We start from the raw sequence: 14409 nt of genomic DNA, 5'->3' as shown, positions 1-14409 counted from the left end.
GGCGGACCTCGACGACGACGCCTTCGTGCCGCCGGCCCTCGCCGACGGCGAGCCGCTGGTCCTGCCCGGCGTCGCGGCGATCAAGCTCGCCGACGAGCCGCTGGTGCTGCCGGGGACCGGGGACACGCCGCTGTTCCTCGCTCTCGAGGCCCGCCTCGCCCCCGCCGGCGGCTGGATGGCGTTCATCGACGACCAGGGCCGGCTGCTGGCCGATCCGGGACGGCACGGGGACGACTGGATGGTGTGATCGGCGGCGGCGCGGCTCCGGCGCTCTGGCCCGGTGGGTCAAATCGCTCGCCAGCGACGAGGCCTTGTTCGATAGGTGGGAGTCGCCGAGGTCTGGCGGCGTTCAAAGCACTCCAAGGTGGCGGCGCTCTTGGCCAAGCGCGGCGATCCGGAATGCCTGGCGCAATGCTTCCAGAGCTGGTCGCCCAAGACACCGAGGGCTGGATCGTCAGTCGCGCCGTGCTGAGAGCCGCGACGGTGACCGAGCGCGTCTGGGAAGCGGTGTTTGCCCGACTGCCGGCAACCTATGCCTATCTCTGTGCCAAGACGGGTAGGTCCTGTTCCGACGAGGAAGCACTGGCGCTCGTCAATGAATCCGAGGGCGGTTTCATGGGCGACCGGGGCTTAGCAATCTGGGCGGTAGGCCAGATGGGAAAGCTGCAGGTCCTGGATCAACTGCGAGCTGAGCTCGAAGACGCATCGTCGCCCAGACGGTTCTGAAGACTAGAGATGAAGGGACGGGGCCTTGCAGTCGGCCCGCGGTCCGTGATGATCGAACCTTTGAACACGCTCGCCTTCTCCTTATTCGAGAACCGAGGCGTCTACGCGCGCTGGAACTGGCCGGTGATCGTCACCCGGCCGGTGAAATACTCCGCCGGACCCTCGACGGTCTTCAGGTCGGCCTTGCGGGTGATCTCCATACGAGGGGCGCCCTCCTGAGCGTGGGCGGGGTGGACGACGAAGCCCACGGCGGCGGCTGCGATAGCGAAGCGGCGGCTCATGACGACAACGCCTCGCGGAAGAATTGGGTCAGGCGATCGAACGGGATGACGTCGAGTCGGTCATAGAGATCCACGTGGCGGGCGCCCGGAACGATGATCAGCTCCTTCGGCTCCGCCGCCGCCGCGTAGGCGTTTTCGCTGAAGTAGCGCGAGTGGGCGTTCTCGCCGTGGATCAGCAGCAGGGGCCGCGGCGAGATCTCCTTGATGTAGGTCAGCAGCGGCATGTTCATGAACGACAGCGGTGTCGTCTGGGACCAGGCATTGCCCGAGTTCACTGCGCGAGGATGGTAGCCGCGCGGCGTCATGTAATAGTCCGCATAGTCGATCTGGAACTGAGCCTCACCGCCCCTCAACACATTGTACGGCGGCTGGTAGGCGGGAGCGCCGGCGGCTGCGTCTTCCCACCGCTGGCGGCCGAGTTGCTCCAGGGTCTGGGTGCGCTGCTCGAGCGTGACGGTGTCGTTGTAGCCGCGCGACATTACCCGGGTCATGTCATACATGGTGCTGGCGACGACGGCCTTCACCCGCTTGTCCACGGCGGCGGCATTCAGGGCCATTCCGCCCCAGCCGCAGATGCCGATCATGCCGATGCGTTCGCGATCGACGGCCGGATGCAGACCCAGGAAATCGACGGCCGCGCTGAAGTCCTCGGTGTTGATGTCCGGCGAGGCGATGTTGCGCGGCTCCCCGCCGCTCTCCCCAGTGTAGGACGGATCGAACGCCAGGGTCGCGAAGCCACGCTCGGCCATGGTGTTGGCGTATAGACCGGAAGACTGTTCCTTCACGGCGCCAAAAGGACCGCCAACGACAAGTCCTGCGAGGCGCACTCCGGTGCGGTTTCGCGGAAGGTAGAGATCGCCCGCGAGCTCGATGCCGTAGCGGTTGCGGAAGCGCACCGGCGTCCGCACGACCTCGGGGGACAGGGAGAAGGTGTAGCCGTCGTCTCGGGTCGGCATGATCAGGCTCCGGTCGGATTTCGGGTGGGTGGTCGCCAGGAGAGGCGAAGGCAGAAGGGCGGTCGCGAGCCCGGCGCCGAGAAGGGTCCGGCGCGAGGCGATGAGGGATGATCCGTCAGTCATGGCGGTCCTTTCGTCAGGCTGAGGTTGCGGGTTTGAGGAGGCGACGGCCGTCGCCGATCAGCATGAGCGCGGCTCCGGCCAGAACGACGCTGCCGATGAAGGTGGCCTGGACGGAAAGACCATCCAGAAGCCAGCCGCCAACGACGGCGCCTAGCAGGATCGAGGTCTGGACGGCCGCGACCATCAGGCTGCCGGCGGTCTCCGGCGCATCGTCGGCGTTCCGCGACATCCAGGTCATAAAGATCACCGACATGGCGGTGTTCATCGCGCCCCAGAGCGCCAGGAGCAGACCGACCGCGACCACGGATCCCCCGAGGAACAGAAGTCCCACGGTGCAGCCGCCCATGAGCAATGACGGCAGCTTCAGGAAAGGCGCGATATCGCCTTTGAGGTAACGGCCGGACGCCCAGGTGCCGACGAAGCCGGCGCAACCCAGAACCAGCAGCAGGACCGAGAGCATGGTCACGTCCACGTCCGTCACCCGTTCGAGGAACGGGCGCAGGTAGGTGAACATCGTGAACGCCGAGCCCCAGGACAGCATCGAGGCGATGAGCCCAGTCAGGAAATGGGGGCGCCTCAGCAGGCCGAACATGGCGCGGAAGTCCTGCCGCTGGCGCGCGGGCAGGGAGGGCAGGGCGACAACATGCCAGACCAGGTTGGCGGCCACGATAGGGGTCAGAGCCCAGAACACCTCGCGCCAGGCGAACAGGCCGCCGAGATAGCTGCCGATCGGCGCGGCGAACGCGGCCGCGATGGCTTGTCCGCCGTACATCAGGGCCAAGGCTTTGGGTACATCGCCTTCCGGGACCAGGCGCATGATGACGGCCGTGGCCAGCGCCCAGAAGCCGCCGATGCAGACGCCGAGCAGCGCCCGGCCGATCATCAGCACTGCAAAACTGGGAGCCGCGGCCACCAGCACCAGGGAGACCAGCATCAGGGCGGTCATTCCGACCAGCACCCATTTTCGGTTCAGCGTGCCGGCGACCGTCGTGACCAACATGCTCGCCACGACCGCGAACAGGCCGCTGATAGAAATCGCCTGGCCGGTCTGGCCTTCCGTCGCGCGCAGGCCCTCGGCCATCGGCGTGAGCAGGCTGACCGGCATGAACTCGGAGGCGATCAGCATCGCCACACACAGGGCCATCGACAGGACGGCGCCCCAGGCGGCGGGATTGGCGGCCGCTTCAGGGGCGGCGGCGTCCGTCATGGTCGCTTCGTTCGGAGCAGGGGGTTTCATGCCGGGAAGGTAGCGGCAGCGATCGGAAACGATTAGCCGTCCCAATCGGCATGAACTAATCGATCAGATCGAACAATCTTGCCGCGGGCGCGACGGAGAGAACAGCTTGGAACGGACCGACTTCAACCAACTCGCCTGGTTCCAGGCGGTCGCCGAGGAACGCAGCTTCACCAAGGCGGCGGCAAGGCTTGGCGTGGCGCAGTCGACCCTCAGCCATGCCATCAAGCAGTTGGAGACCCGGATGGGGATCCGCCTTCTGACGCGCACCACCCGAAACGTCGCAACGACCGCGGCGGGGGAGCGGCTGCTGCGAACCATCGCGCCCCGCATGGGCGAGATCGAGCACGAGATCGCGGCCCTGACGGCGCTCCGGGACAAGCCGTCGGGCTCGATCCGGCTGACCCTGTCGGACCATGCACTGGAGACTGTGGTGTGGCCGAAGCTGAAACCGATGTTGCGCAACTATCCGGACATCAGCGTCGAGCTGCTTCTCGACAGCACGTTCCGGAACATCGTTGAGCAGGGCTACGACGCAGGCGTCCGGCTGGGCGAAAGCGTCGAGAAGGACATGATCGCGATCCGGATCGGTCCGGACTGGCGCCTTGTGGCCGTGGCGTCGCCCGACTACCTGGCCGATCGGGGCCGGCCCGAGCATCCCCGGGACCTGGTCCGGCACCGCTGCATCAACATGCGCCACGAAACGTCCGGAGCGCTCTACGCCTGGGAGTTCGAGAAGGACGATCAGGCGCTGAGGGTCCGCGTGGACGGACAGCTAAGCTTCAATAACTCCTACGCGATGATCGACGCGGCGGTCAGCGGCTTCGGCATCGCTTATGTGCCCGAGAGCATTGTCCAGACGCAGCTGGCGTCAGGCGCGCTCGAGCAGGTTCTCGACGACTGGTCGCCGTCGTTCGACGGCTACTTCCTCTACTATCCCAGCCGCCGCCAGAACCTCCTGGCGTTCCAGATCCTCGTCGACGCCTTGCGGCACCGCGAGTGACGAAGGTCCGCGAACCGCGAGGCGGTGAATGTCCGCTGTTGGCGCAGTGCAGTCTTCTGAGACCAGCTTCTAGGAGGCGTTGGAGGTCCTCTCCGCCATCATGCGTTCCGCCTCCTTGAGGTCGATCTCCGTTCCCCACTCGACCGGCTTGAAAGGCCCATAGCCGACTCCGCGCTTTCCGCGCGCTGCAATCTCCAGAATCCGTTCTCCACTGTCGGCATCGTCGACGACCGCCACGTCGCGGTATTCCAGGCGCGCCGCCTCGTCGGGGCGCAATCCGGTTGGCCATGAAGAGCACGTAGTCGTGCAGGTGCTCGGAGGCCTTTCTTCGATGGTTCTTGGGGTCGTTCGCGCGAGCGCGTGTCGCCGTGTAGAGCTTCTTGTACTCCTCGGGCGAAAACCACGCGCGATGGCTGATCTTGCCGGAGGTGTTGTACGGCGGCGTTAGGTCCGGCAAATGCGCCAGCCACCCATGGCGGATCGCGGTCTTCAGCACCTGGCGCAGTGTGACCAGCTCATGATGAAGGGTCGTCCGGGCCGGCGGTCGGGCGCTCTGGCGACGATGGATGCGGTACTCCTGAACGAGACCGGGCGTGATCTCGGACAGACCGTGTGAGCCAAAAAAACGGGTTCAGATGCAGTCTGATCCTGTCCCTGTGGCCGCGCAGGTAGGCGGGACTGCGCTCGCCGTCCGTGATGATCTCATACTCGCGCTCAAAGGCCGCTGCGGCGGTCTTGAATGTCTTTTCGGCCTTCACCTCACCGCGACGGTGCTTGCCATGGAGCTCCAGATACCAGTCTTGGGCGAAGTCCTTCGCGCGCGCGAGGCTGTCGGTCTTCGTCGAGACCCGATGATTCTAGCCCCCGAGGTAGGTCGAGCATTGCCACAGGCCGCTGTTCTCGCGGCGGTACACATGGAGCTTGCCGCCCATCAACGTGTGTTTGGCCGTCAAGGAACTCATGATCGCCATCCGTCAGGCGTGGGCGTCCCAATGTGTAAGGTGTGTGTAAGCCGATATCAAGAGTCGCCGAAACGGCTAACTGCTTGAAAGAATGGCGCGCCCGGAACGATTCGAACGTCCGACCCTCAGATTCGTAGTCTGATGCTCTATCCAGCTGAGCTACGGGCGCGCTTGGCCGCGAACGGCGAGGGCGGGTATCTAGCGGACGAGGGGACGGGGGGCAAGACCGCCGGGCGGCTTTTGTGCGACGATCTCAGGGAGCGGCGCGCAGGTCGTCCGGGATCGGGGTTTCGGGCGTTGCGCCGGCCCAGACGACCGAGGTGACCCACAGGCGCTGGCCGTCGTCGAACAGGGTGATGGCGTTGACGCCGCGCTGGACCGGCTCGGCCGCATCGCGCGCGGTGCGGATCTCATAGGCCGACAGCAGCTGGATGATCGGGCCGAACCGGGTCATGCGGCGGCCGGTCTCGCGCTCGTAGAAGGCGTTGGCCTGGAAGTGCGGCGCATTACGCGTGACATAGTCGGCGGGCGAGACCAGGCGCATGCGCGCGGTTCCGTCCGGGGCGCGGCCGGCGCCGCCCATGACGGCGCCGGGCAGGAACAGGCCGTGGAAGCGGGCCCAGTCGCGGGCCTCGCCCGCCTCGCCGGAGATCACCTCGTAGAGGGCGGCGACGATGGCGTCGACCGAGGCCACGTCCCCGGGCCGGGCCAAGGCCTCGGGCGGGGAGGCGGGAGCCGCGGCGGCCGGAGCGGCGGCCGGCGCGGTCTGGGCGAGGGTCGGGCCGGCGGCGAGCGCGAGGGCGGCGGCGAGAAGAACGGGGCGCATGCGGGCTCCTGAATCGGGAGTCCGAGCTTGCCGCGACCGCAACGGATTGACCAGCCGGCGCCGATGGTCTCTTTCGCCCCGGCCTCCGGCGCCCCAGCTTGGGGGTCCCGCCCGCCCGCCGCTCCGAGAGACGCCGATGATCCTCGCCGCCCCGCCGTTTCGCTCGTGGATCGCCCTGGCCCTGTCGGCGGCGCTGGCGCTCGGCGGCTGCGCGGCCCCGGCGGTCGGGGACAGGGCGGCGCCCCGTCCCGTCGCCGAAGCGGCGCCGCCGGCGCGGGGCCCGTTCGTGGCGGCGGCCAATCCGCATGCCGTCGAGGCCGGTCTGAAGGTGCTGCGCCAGGGCGGGTCGGCGGTCGACGCGGCCGTGGCCGTGCAGGCCGTGCTGGGCCTGGTCGAGCCCCAGTCCTCGGGCCTCGGCGGCGGGGCCTTCATGATGGTCTACGACGCCGCGACCGGCGAGGTGACCAGCTATGACGGGCGCGAGACCGCCCCGGCGGCGGCGACGCCCGACCTGTTCCTCGAAAATGGACGGCCGCTGCCCTTCGGCGATGCGGTGCAGAGCGGCCGGTCGACGGGGACGCCGGGCGCGGTGGCCCTGCTGGCCATGGCCCAGACCGCGCACGGCCAGCTGGCCTGGCGCGACCTGTTCGGCGACGCCGAACGGCTGGCGCGCGAGGGCTTCGTGGTCAGCCCGCGGCTGGCCGGTTTCGTCGCGGCGACGCGCGGGCAGGCGCGGACGCGCTGGGCCGAGGCGTATTTCACCAAACCCGACGGGACCCGCTACGTCGCCGGCGACCTCCTCAGGAACCCCGCCTACGCCGACACCCTGGCCGAGATCGCGGCGGGCGGCGCCGACGCCTTCTACCGCGGCCGGATCGCGCGCGAGATCGTCGGGGCGGTGGCCGAGGCCCCGCGCCCGGGCGCCCTGACCGGGGCCGACCTCGCCGGCTACCAGCCGCTGGAGCGCGGCGCCCTGTGCCGGCCCTACCGGATCTATGTGGTCTGCGTGCCGCCGCCGCCGTCCAGCGGCGTGGCCGTGCTGCAGCTGCTGGCCATGGCCGAGCTGACGCCCGAAATCCTCGAGGGCCCCGACAGCGCCGACGCCTGGGCCGCCTTCGCCCAGCTGCAGCGGCTGATGTACGCCGACCGCGACCGCTACGTCGCCGATCCGGCCTTCACGGGCGTCCCGGTGCAGGGCCTGCTCGACCCGAACTATGTGGCGGCCCGCGCGGCCCAGGCCCCGACCCTGGTCGGCGCGGCCCAGCCGGGCGTCCCGCCGGGCGGCGTCTTCACCGGCCCCGACGCGACGCTGGAGCCGGCGGGCACCTCCCACTTCGTCATCGTCGACGCGACGGGCAACGCCGTCAGCATGACCACCACCGTCGAGAGCGTGTTCGGTTCGGGCCGGATGGCGGCCGGCTTCTTCCTCAACAATCAACTGACCGACTTCTCGTTCGAGCCGCGCCGGACGGACGGCGCGCCGGCCGCCAACGCCGTCGCCCCGGGCAAGCGGCCGCGGTCGTCGATGTCGCCGGTGATCATCCTCGACCGCCAGGGCCGCTTCGTGGGCGCGCTCGGCTCGCCGGGCGGCTCGTCGATCCTCGCCTACAACGCCAAGGCCCTGATCGCGGTGCTGGACTGGGGGATGTCGATGGACGACGCCTTCGCCCTGCCCAATCTGGTGGCCAGGGGCGACGGGTTCGGGGCGGACACCGACCGCTTTTCCGTCGATCTGCAAACCGCCCTGGCCGCGCGCGGCATCGAGCTGCGGCCCAACGCCAGCGAGAACTCCGGTCTGCACGGCGCGATCTGGCGGCGGGGCTCCGACGGCGCCTGGCGCTGGGACGGGGCGGCCGACGACCGCCGCGAGGGCGTGGCGCGGACGGAGTGATTACTCCGGCTTGATGGACAGCTGGAAGGCGATCAGCCCTTCGGACACATCGGTGTCGACGCCGTTGCCGGCGCGCAGGCCCTCGGCCTCGATCTCGCGGTAGACCACGCCGATCGAGCTGTGCACCGCGCCGCGGCGCAGGGCCACGCCCAGCGAGGCGTCGCCGAGGAAGGCGCCGGAGTCGTGGCTGACCCCCGAACGCGCATAGTCGCCGTCGCGGTTGCGGGCCCAGTTGTACCCCACCGCCCGGCCCGAGCCGGCGGCGTAGACGTACCAGCGCGCCCGCTGCCCGAAGGCGTCCTCGCCGTCGGGCACCAGCCGGTCGAGGTCACGCCCGATCCTCAGCGTCGCGCCGGCCTCGGTCACCTGGCCCCGGCTGCCGACGCCCACGCCGAGGTGCGGCGTCAGGGTGACGTCGAGGCCGTTCTCGGTCTGGCCCAGGCTTTCGGTCCAGCCGCGCGTGTAGGTCAGGTCGTAGTGTTCGGCGTCGTAGCTGGCCGGATCGAGCGGCCCCGGGGGGAGGGGCGAGCCGTCGGCGCGGCGAACGCGGCCCTCGGTGCGCAGGCGCAGACGGTCGCTGTACGCCTGGCCTTCGTACCAGATGTCGCGGTTCGAGGCGGCCCAGGTCGAGGAGACGTCCCGGGCCGGGTTGTAGCCGGCCCAGCTGTCGCCCGCGAAGGCGCGGTCGCCGGCGTCGAACCGCGCATCGCGGTCGAGACGGGTGAGCAGGTCCGAGACGGTGGTGGGGCGTTCGCGCTCGACCCGCCAGGGATCGGCGATCGCGTCTTGCGGGCCGGGCGATCCCATAGCGAAGCTCGGGGCCAAACAGGCCGCCAACGCCATCACTCCCGCACCATACGCCATCAGACGCATCAACGGTCCCCTCACAGTCCGTTAACGTGCCTGACCCTGCACGATCAAAGCCGGAACGCCAACTGACATTTTCCTGACCGTCGAACGTCCCCCGTGTGGCGCAGTTCCGTCTCAGACCCAGGCGCGGAAATGCTTGGACAGCTTCAGGCCCTGGCTCTGGTAGTGGCTGCCGCCCTCGCCGTAGAGCCGGGACGGCCGCTCGGTCAGCGGCTCATAGACCAGCCGGGCGACGATCTGCCCGTGCTCGAGCAGGAAGGGCGTGTCGTGGGTGCGCACCTCCAGCACGCCCTTCGAGCCGGCTCCATGGGCCTCGTCGGTGCCGAAGCCGGGATCGAAGAAGCCGGCGTAATGGACCCGGAACTCGCCGACCGACGGATCGATCGGGGTCATCTCGGCGGCCTGCATGACCGGGATCTCCACCGCCTCGCGCGACGCCAGGATGTAGAACTCACCCGGATCGAGCAGCAGCTCGCCGCGCCGTACGCTCAGCGGCTCCCAGAAGTCGCGCGGATCGTGGCCGTCGATCCGGTCCAGATCGACCACGCCCGCGTGCCGCCGCCCGCGGAAGCCGACGATGGTCCCGTCCTCCCCCTCCAGATCGACGCCGACGCTGCGGGTCTCCAGCTTCGGCGGCTCGCCGGCCTTGAGCCGCAGCTGGTTCAGCCGCGTCCCCGGCCGCACCAGGATGGAGAAGGTCTGCGGCGCGATCTCCAGATACAGCGGCCCGTCATAGCCCTCGTCCACGTCGTCGAAACTGGCCCCGCGGTCCGTCAGCAGCCGCACGAACACATCGACCCGGCCGGTCGAGCTCTTCGGATTGGCCCGCGCGATCAGCCCCCTGGGCAGGGTCAGCCGCTCCTGCAGCCGGGCGATGTAGACGCAGCCCTTCTCCATCACATAGCCGGCCGACAGGTCGATGGTGTGCATGGCCACGTCGGCGATGCGGCCCTCGACCCTGCGCTGGCCGGGCAGGAAGGAGGCGCGCACCCGCCAGGCCTGGTCCGACAGCCGCAGGTCGAGGCTGGCGGGTTGCACCTGATCCGCGTCGAACGGCGTGTCCGAGACGATCGCGCCGCCGGCGATCAGGGCCTCGATGGACTGCGACGGCAGGATGCCGGGAAGGGAGGTCGAAAAGCTCTGCATCGCTTCCGATTACACGATTCCGCGCCCCGTCTCTTCCAAAGTGTCTCCCTCCCGCCGCCTCCTGCGCCGTCGCGCTTGACCTGAGCGCCGCGAGGGCGACCATGGGGGGATGCACGACACGCCCGCCTACGAAGCCGAGACCGAAGGCGTCCTGGTCCGCGTCCGCCCCAGCTATCTGGCCGGCCAGTCGGACCCCGACGGCGGCCGCTGGGTCTGGGCCTATCAGGTCGAGATCGTCAATCTGACCGCCGTGCCCCTGCAGCTGATGGCGCGGCGCTGGGTCATCACCGACGGCCAGGGCCGGGTCGAGGAGGTGCGCGGGGCGGGCGTGATCGGCGAACAGCCGGTGATCAAGCCGGGCGACAGCTACACCTACGCCTCGGGCTGCCCGCTCGGCACCCCGACCGGCTCGATGGTCGGCGGCTACTATATGACCGACGCCTCGGGCCGCTCGTTCGAGGCGGCGATCCCGGCCTTCAGTCTCGACGTGCCGGGCGAGCGGCGGGTGCTGAACTAGCTCGCCAGCCGCATCAAGGAACCAGCCCGGAGCGGCCTCAAGTAGTTCGAAGGGCGACAGGCCCGACAAAAAACCCCGCCCGGAGCGGCCTCAAGCAGCCCGAAGGGCGATAGGCCCGACAAAAACCCCGCCCGGAGCGGCCTCAAGTAGCCCGAAGGGCGATAGGCCCAACAAAAAACCCCGCCCGAAGGGCGGGGGGTGAGGGGCTGCGTCAACCCGGATAACCGCAGCCCCGCCCCAGACTCTCCGCCGCGAGCGGGTGCGGCGGGAGGCGGACGGCGGCCCCTCTAGGAGCCATTCGTGACAGCCGTGTGGCTGAAAACGATCAACGGCCGCTCGCGCTCAAGCAGCGAGCGGCCGCGTCGCGAGCGATAGGGCGCTCTCTAGATGTACCGGCGCAGGCTGCGCGCCAGTTCGGTGGCCCCGTCCTTGCCGCCCTTGCGGACCGCCGGCTGGTAGGCGACGCGGGCGTGCTCGACGCAGTAGACGCCTTCCGAGGCGCGCCGGCCGCAGAAGCTGAACTCGGTCGAGGACGGGTCGCCGATCGGCCATTTGCACATGTGGGCGCCCAGGGTCATGACCGTGGCGGTGCCGGGCAGGTCGGGCATCGGCGCGGGGACCTGCGTCGCCGTCGGGCGGGCCTGCACCGCCTCGATGCGGCGCGGAGCCGACGGGGCCTGGGTCGGCGGGGCGGCCGGCCGCGGACGCGACGGGCGGAAGGTGGCGCGGGCCGGCTGCGACGGGGCGGCCCGGCCCGACAGGCCCAGCCGGTGAACCTTGCCGATCACGGCGTTGCGGGTGACGCCGCCGCCCAGCTGTTTGGCGATCTGGCTCGCCGACTGGCCTTCCAGCCAGAGCTTCTTCAGCGCGCCGACGCGGTCTTCAGTCCAGCCTGCGGTCATAGCCACCCTCCGGGTCTCGGATTCAATATATGGGGTCTTGGCTACCCTCCCGGGGCCTCGACCTACCACTAATCGTAAACGAGGCCCTAACAGACGCAAGATGTGCGAATCAGTCCGTCCACAGAAACCAGATGTAGGGATGGTTAACGGAGGGATGAGGGAACAGGGATGAGGAGGAGGGGGCGGCTGCGAATGCCCGCCCGCCGAAAGCCCTCCGACATTGCTCACTCATCCCTCATCCCTCATCCCTCGCCACTTGCATCCCGCCGCCGCCACCCGCATCTGGCTCCCATGACCGACCTCGCCTCGACCCGCCCCTCCGGCCTGCCCCAGCCGCGCAGCTATCCCGGCGTCAACTGGATCGGGGTGCGCACCCTGTACCTGCGCGAGGTTCGCCGCTTCTGGAAGGTCGGGGCCCAGACGGTCGCCGGGCCGGTGGTGACGACGCTGCTCTACATGCTGGTCTTCGTGGTCGCCCTGCAGGGCTCGCGGGCGCCGCTGCACGGGACGGCCTTCCCCGAGTTCGTGGCTCCGGGCCTGATCATGATGGCCATGCTCAACAACGCCTTCGCCAACGCCTCCTCCAGCCTGATCCAGGCCAAGGTGATGAACACGGCGACCGACTTTCTGACCCCGCCGCTCAGCCCGCTGGAGCTGACCATCGGCTTCGCCCTCGGCGCCGCGACCCGCGGGCTCGTCGTCGGCCTGGTCACCGCCGTCTGCGTCCTGCCGTTCGCGCGGCTGGGCGTCGCCAACGTCGCCGCCATCGTCTGGTTCGGCGGCCTGGCCTGCCTGATCATGGGCATGCTCGGCGTCTTCGCCGGCCTGTGGGCGCAGAAGTTCGATCAGCTGGCGGCGGTGCAGAACTTCGTCATCATGCCGATGACCTTCCTCAGCGGCACCTTCTATCTGGTCGAGCGCCTGCCCGAGCCCTTCGCCACCATCAGCCACTTCAACCCGATCTTCTATCTGATCGACGGCTTCCGTTACGGCTTCATCGGTCAGGCCGAGAGCGTGCTGTGGATCGGCGTTGTGATGAGCGCGGCCCTGACCGTCGGCATGGCGGCGGCCTGCTGGCTGGTGTTCCGCTCGGGCTGGCGGCTGAAGAGCTAGGTCCGGCCGACACTCACCGTTCTTGCTATCGTCATCCTCCGGGCCGCGCGCAGCGCGGAACCGGGGGACCCAGCGGCGCGCGACAGCGCGAACCTGCGGGAAGCACGGATGCTTCCAACATTTCGCCTGCGCTGGCGCTTCGGCGCCGCTGGGTCCCCCGGTCTCCCCCGCTTTCGCGGGGGTCGCCGGAGGATGACGAAAGGAAGGGCGGGATCGCGTCGCCGTCAGGCGTTATGCCGCCCCCGATCCTCCGGATCGATCGCCCCGCCCGGGCCGGCGTTGTTCTCGACATCGCCCTCCACCGTGCTGTCGCCCTCGATCTCATCGAGGCCCTCGTGGCGGTTCAGGCCCGGTGACTGGCCGATGGCCGGGTTGCGCTTCAGGTCGTCCGGACCCTTGACCGGTTGATGCTGGGGATCGGGATGTCTGGACATGGGAGGCTCCTTCCTTGCCCGCTCAACCGGCCGGCCGGCGCGGGGTTCCGGCGCACCCTCCGGGCGTGACGGCGTTTTAAGGTGCGCGGGCCGCCGGGCCGCGCTAGCCATGCGACCTCGTCTTCAAGGGGGTTCCATGCTGTTCCGTAGTCTTGCCGCCTTTGGCGCCGCCGCCGCGGCGCTTCTCGCCGTCGCCGCTCCGGTGGCCGCGCAGGAGGTCGATCTCCGCGCCCAGGTCGCCGCCTACGTCCAGCCGACCAACGAGGCCCGCACCCGCGTCGTGGTCGACCAGCTGCGCGCCGCCGGCTTCGATCCGGTGGTCGAGACCTTCGCGGGCGGCAATCGCCAGACCGGCGCGATGGAGGGCCGCAACGTCGTCGTCACGATCGGCGACGGCCCACGCGAGATCCTGCTGACCGCCCACTACGACGCGGTCGTCCTGCGCGACGGCTCGATGTCGCAGGGCGTGGTCGACAACGCCGCGTCGGTGGTCGGCGTCATCGAGGCGGCGAAGATCCTGCGGTCGAAGGCCCTGAACCACCGCGTGCGCATCATCCTGTTCGACCAGGAGGAACTGGGCCTGATCGGCGCGAGGAAATGGATCGCGGCGCACGGCCTCGCTGACGTCGCCGCGGTCGTCAACTCCGATGTCGCCGGCTATGGCGACACGATGATGTACGGGCTCAACAACGGCCCGCAGTCGGCCGGCGTGGTCCGGGCGGTGCGCGAGGTCTGCGCCGAGCGGGCCATGCACTGCGTCGGCTACCCGGTCTATCCGCCTTCGGACGATCGCGCCTTCTCCGGCGCCGGCCTCGGCGGCGAGACGGCCGCGGCGGCCGTCGTCCCGACGGTCTCGCTGGGCTTCCAGGACCACGTGGGCGCCCACCAGATGTGGCTGGCCTTCAACGGCGGCGAGACCAACGGCCTGGCCGAGGGCTTCGTCCCCCGCGTCTTCCAGCTGATCCACTCGGCCGACGACACCATGGAGCACATCGACCCCGCCACGGTGAAAACGGCGGGCGAGGTCTATGCGGCGGTGGTGGCGCGGCTGGACCGCCAGCTGGCGAACTGACCGGCTTCACCCCGCTGTCGTCGTCCGCAGGCAGGCGGCGGTGGAGGGGGCGGCGCCGCCCGGAAGTGATGAGCGAACAACGGGTCGCCGCCCGCGCCGCCCCCTCCGTCCGGCCCGCTGATCGCGGCCCGGCCACCGCCCCACGGGGTGGGGAGGTGAAACCCCAGCCTCACCTCCCCATCGCAGATGGGGAGGGGGACCGCCGGAACGGCGGTGGAGGGGGCGGCGCCGGCGTCATGACGCTGTGCTGACAATCCGCGAATCTATAGTCGGGTTCAGCGGACAAATAGCGCCCGCAATCAACGACATCACCTGTTGCCAAACCCCGTCTCCTGCGCACAGCGGGGGCCCTC

The 14409-nt window shown here is 69.5% G+C and carries 16 protein-coding genes and 1 tRNA gene; 7 read left to right on the top strand and 10 right to left on the bottom strand.

The features are described 5' to 3' along the window. Both VEB62_RS07125 and VEB62_RS07120 read left to right on the top strand, forming a co-directional pair. Positions 1-247 (top strand): hypothetical protein (locus tag VEB62_RS07125; RefSeq protein ID WP_324797341.1); only part of this gene is annotated, 247 nt, incomplete at its 5' end. A 164-nt stretch (positions 248-411) separates the two neighbouring features. After that, a complete protein-coding gene (locus tag VEB62_RS07120; protein ID WP_324797338.1) occupies positions 412-726 on the top strand; it encodes a hypothetical protein in 315 nt (104 codons plus the stop codon). Between the two features lie 101 nt (positions 727-827). Here the strand turns inward: VEB62_RS07120 and VEB62_RS07115 are convergent, their stop codons facing one another. The 3 genes from VEB62_RS07115 to VEB62_RS07105 all read right to left on the bottom strand — a co-directional run bounded on the left by VEB62_RS07115 (position 828) and on the right by VEB62_RS07105 (position 3293). Continuing rightward, complete coding sequence (locus tag VEB62_RS07115) at positions 828-1007, bottom strand: hypothetical protein (protein ID WP_324797335.1); 180 nt, start codon at positions 1005-1007, stop codon at positions 828-830. After that, positions 1004-1963 carry an alpha/beta hydrolase gene (locus VEB62_RS07110; RefSeq protein ID WP_324797333.1) on the bottom strand — a complete coding sequence of 320 codons (960 nt, stop codon included), beginning with the start codon at positions 1961-1963 and terminating at the stop codon, positions 1004-1006. The genes VEB62_RS07115 and VEB62_RS07110 overlap by 4 nt, the downstream gene beginning before the upstream one ends. A 136-nt stretch (positions 1964-2099) precedes the next feature. Next, positions 2100-3293, bottom strand: a complete 1194-nt coding sequence (locus tag VEB62_RS07105; RefSeq protein ID WP_324797331.1) for an MFS transporter — start codon at positions 3291-3293, stop codon at positions 2100-2102. Positions 3294-3429: 136 nt separating this feature from the next. Between VEB62_RS07105 and VEB62_RS07100 the strand changes: the two genes are divergently transcribed. Further along, positions 3430-4323, top strand: coding sequence for a LysR family transcriptional regulator (locus VEB62_RS07100; RefSeq protein WP_324797329.1), 894 nt, complete (start codon positions 3430-3432; stop codon positions 4321-4323). Positions 4324-4392: 69 nt separating this feature from the next. Here the strand turns inward: VEB62_RS07100 and VEB62_RS07095 are convergent, their stop codons facing one another. From VEB62_RS07095 to VEB62_RS07085, 3 genes are all read right to left on the bottom strand, one after another. Then, complete coding sequence (locus VEB62_RS07095) at positions 4393-4599, bottom strand: hypothetical protein (RefSeq protein ID WP_324797327.1); 207 nt, start codon at positions 4597-4599, stop codon at positions 4393-4395. 778 nt (positions 4600-5377) lie between these two features. Next, positions 5378-5454 (bottom strand) — tRNA-Arg (locus VEB62_RS07090). Between the two features lie 84 nt (positions 5455-5538). Beyond that, on the bottom strand, positions 5539-6111 hold the full coding sequence (locus VEB62_RS07085; RefSeq protein ID WP_324797324.1) for a hypothetical protein: 573 nt from the start codon (positions 6109-6111) through the stop codon (positions 5539-5541). Positions 6112-6247: 136 nt separating this feature from the next. On the opposite strand from VEB62_RS07085, the gene VEB62_RS07080 reads away from it, so the two are divergent. Beyond that, on the top strand, positions 6248-8002 hold the full coding sequence (locus VEB62_RS07080; protein WP_324797322.1) for a gamma-glutamyltransferase family protein: 1755 nt from the start codon (positions 6248-6250) through the stop codon (positions 8000-8002). Here VEB62_RS07080 and VEB62_RS07075 read toward each other — a convergent pair whose 3' ends face one another. Both VEB62_RS07075 and VEB62_RS07070 read right to left on the bottom strand, forming a co-directional pair. Beyond that, complete coding sequence (locus tag VEB62_RS07075; RefSeq protein WP_324797320.1) at positions 8003-8875, bottom strand: lipid A-modifier LpxR family protein; 873 nt, start codon at positions 8873-8875, stop codon at positions 8003-8005. Positions 8876-8986: 111 nt separating this feature from the next. Then, positions 8987-10018: a 2'-deoxycytidine 5'-triphosphate deaminase gene (locus VEB62_RS07070; protein ID WP_324797317.1), complete on the bottom strand. Its 1032-nt coding sequence runs from the start codon at positions 10016-10018 to the stop codon at positions 8987-8989. A 109-nt stretch (positions 10019-10127) separates the two neighbouring features. On the opposite strand from VEB62_RS07070, the gene apaG reads away from it, so the two are divergent. Next, positions 10128-10535, top strand: coding sequence for a Co2+/Mg2+ efflux facilitator ApaG/CorD (gene apaG / locus VEB62_RS07065; protein ID WP_324797314.1), 408 nt, complete (start codon positions 10128-10130; stop codon positions 10533-10535). A 383-nt stretch (positions 10536-10918) separates the two neighbouring features. On the opposite strand, the gene gcrA is transcribed toward apaG, so the two are convergent. Next, entirely contained in the window at positions 10919-11437 is a 519-nt protein-coding gene (gene gcrA / locus VEB62_RS07060; RefSeq protein ID WP_324797311.1) for a cell cycle sigma 70 cofactor GcrA, read from the bottom strand. Positions 11438-11728: 291 nt separating this feature from the next. On the opposite strand from gcrA, the gene VEB62_RS07055 reads away from it, so the two are divergent. Then, positions 11729-12550 carry an ABC transporter permease gene (locus VEB62_RS07055; protein WP_324797308.1) on the top strand — a complete coding sequence of 274 codons (822 nt, stop codon included), beginning with the start codon at positions 11729-11731 and terminating at the stop codon, positions 12548-12550. A 224-nt stretch (positions 12551-12774) separates the two neighbouring features. Here the strand turns inward: VEB62_RS07055 and VEB62_RS07050 are convergent, their stop codons facing one another. Further along, positions 12775-12984, bottom strand: a complete 210-nt coding sequence (locus VEB62_RS07050) for a hypothetical protein (protein WP_324797305.1) — start codon at positions 12982-12984, stop codon at positions 12775-12777. 136 nt (positions 12985-13120) lie between these two features. On the opposite strand from VEB62_RS07050, the gene VEB62_RS07045 reads away from it, so the two are divergent. After that, positions 13121-14056: a M28 family metallopeptidase gene (locus tag VEB62_RS07045; RefSeq protein WP_324797302.1), complete on the top strand. Its 936-nt coding sequence runs from the start codon at positions 13121-13123 to the stop codon at positions 14054-14056. Positions 14057-14409: the final 353 nt, after the last annotated feature.

The organism is Brevundimonas sp. (assembly GCF_035626975.1).
In the GTDB taxonomy this organism is placed as follows: Bacteria; Pseudomonadota; Alphaproteobacteria; order Caulobacterales; family Caulobacteraceae; genus Brevundimonas.
The sequence above is the reverse complement of the archived record's forward strand: the minus strand, read 5'-3'. Positions and strand labels throughout refer to the sequence as shown.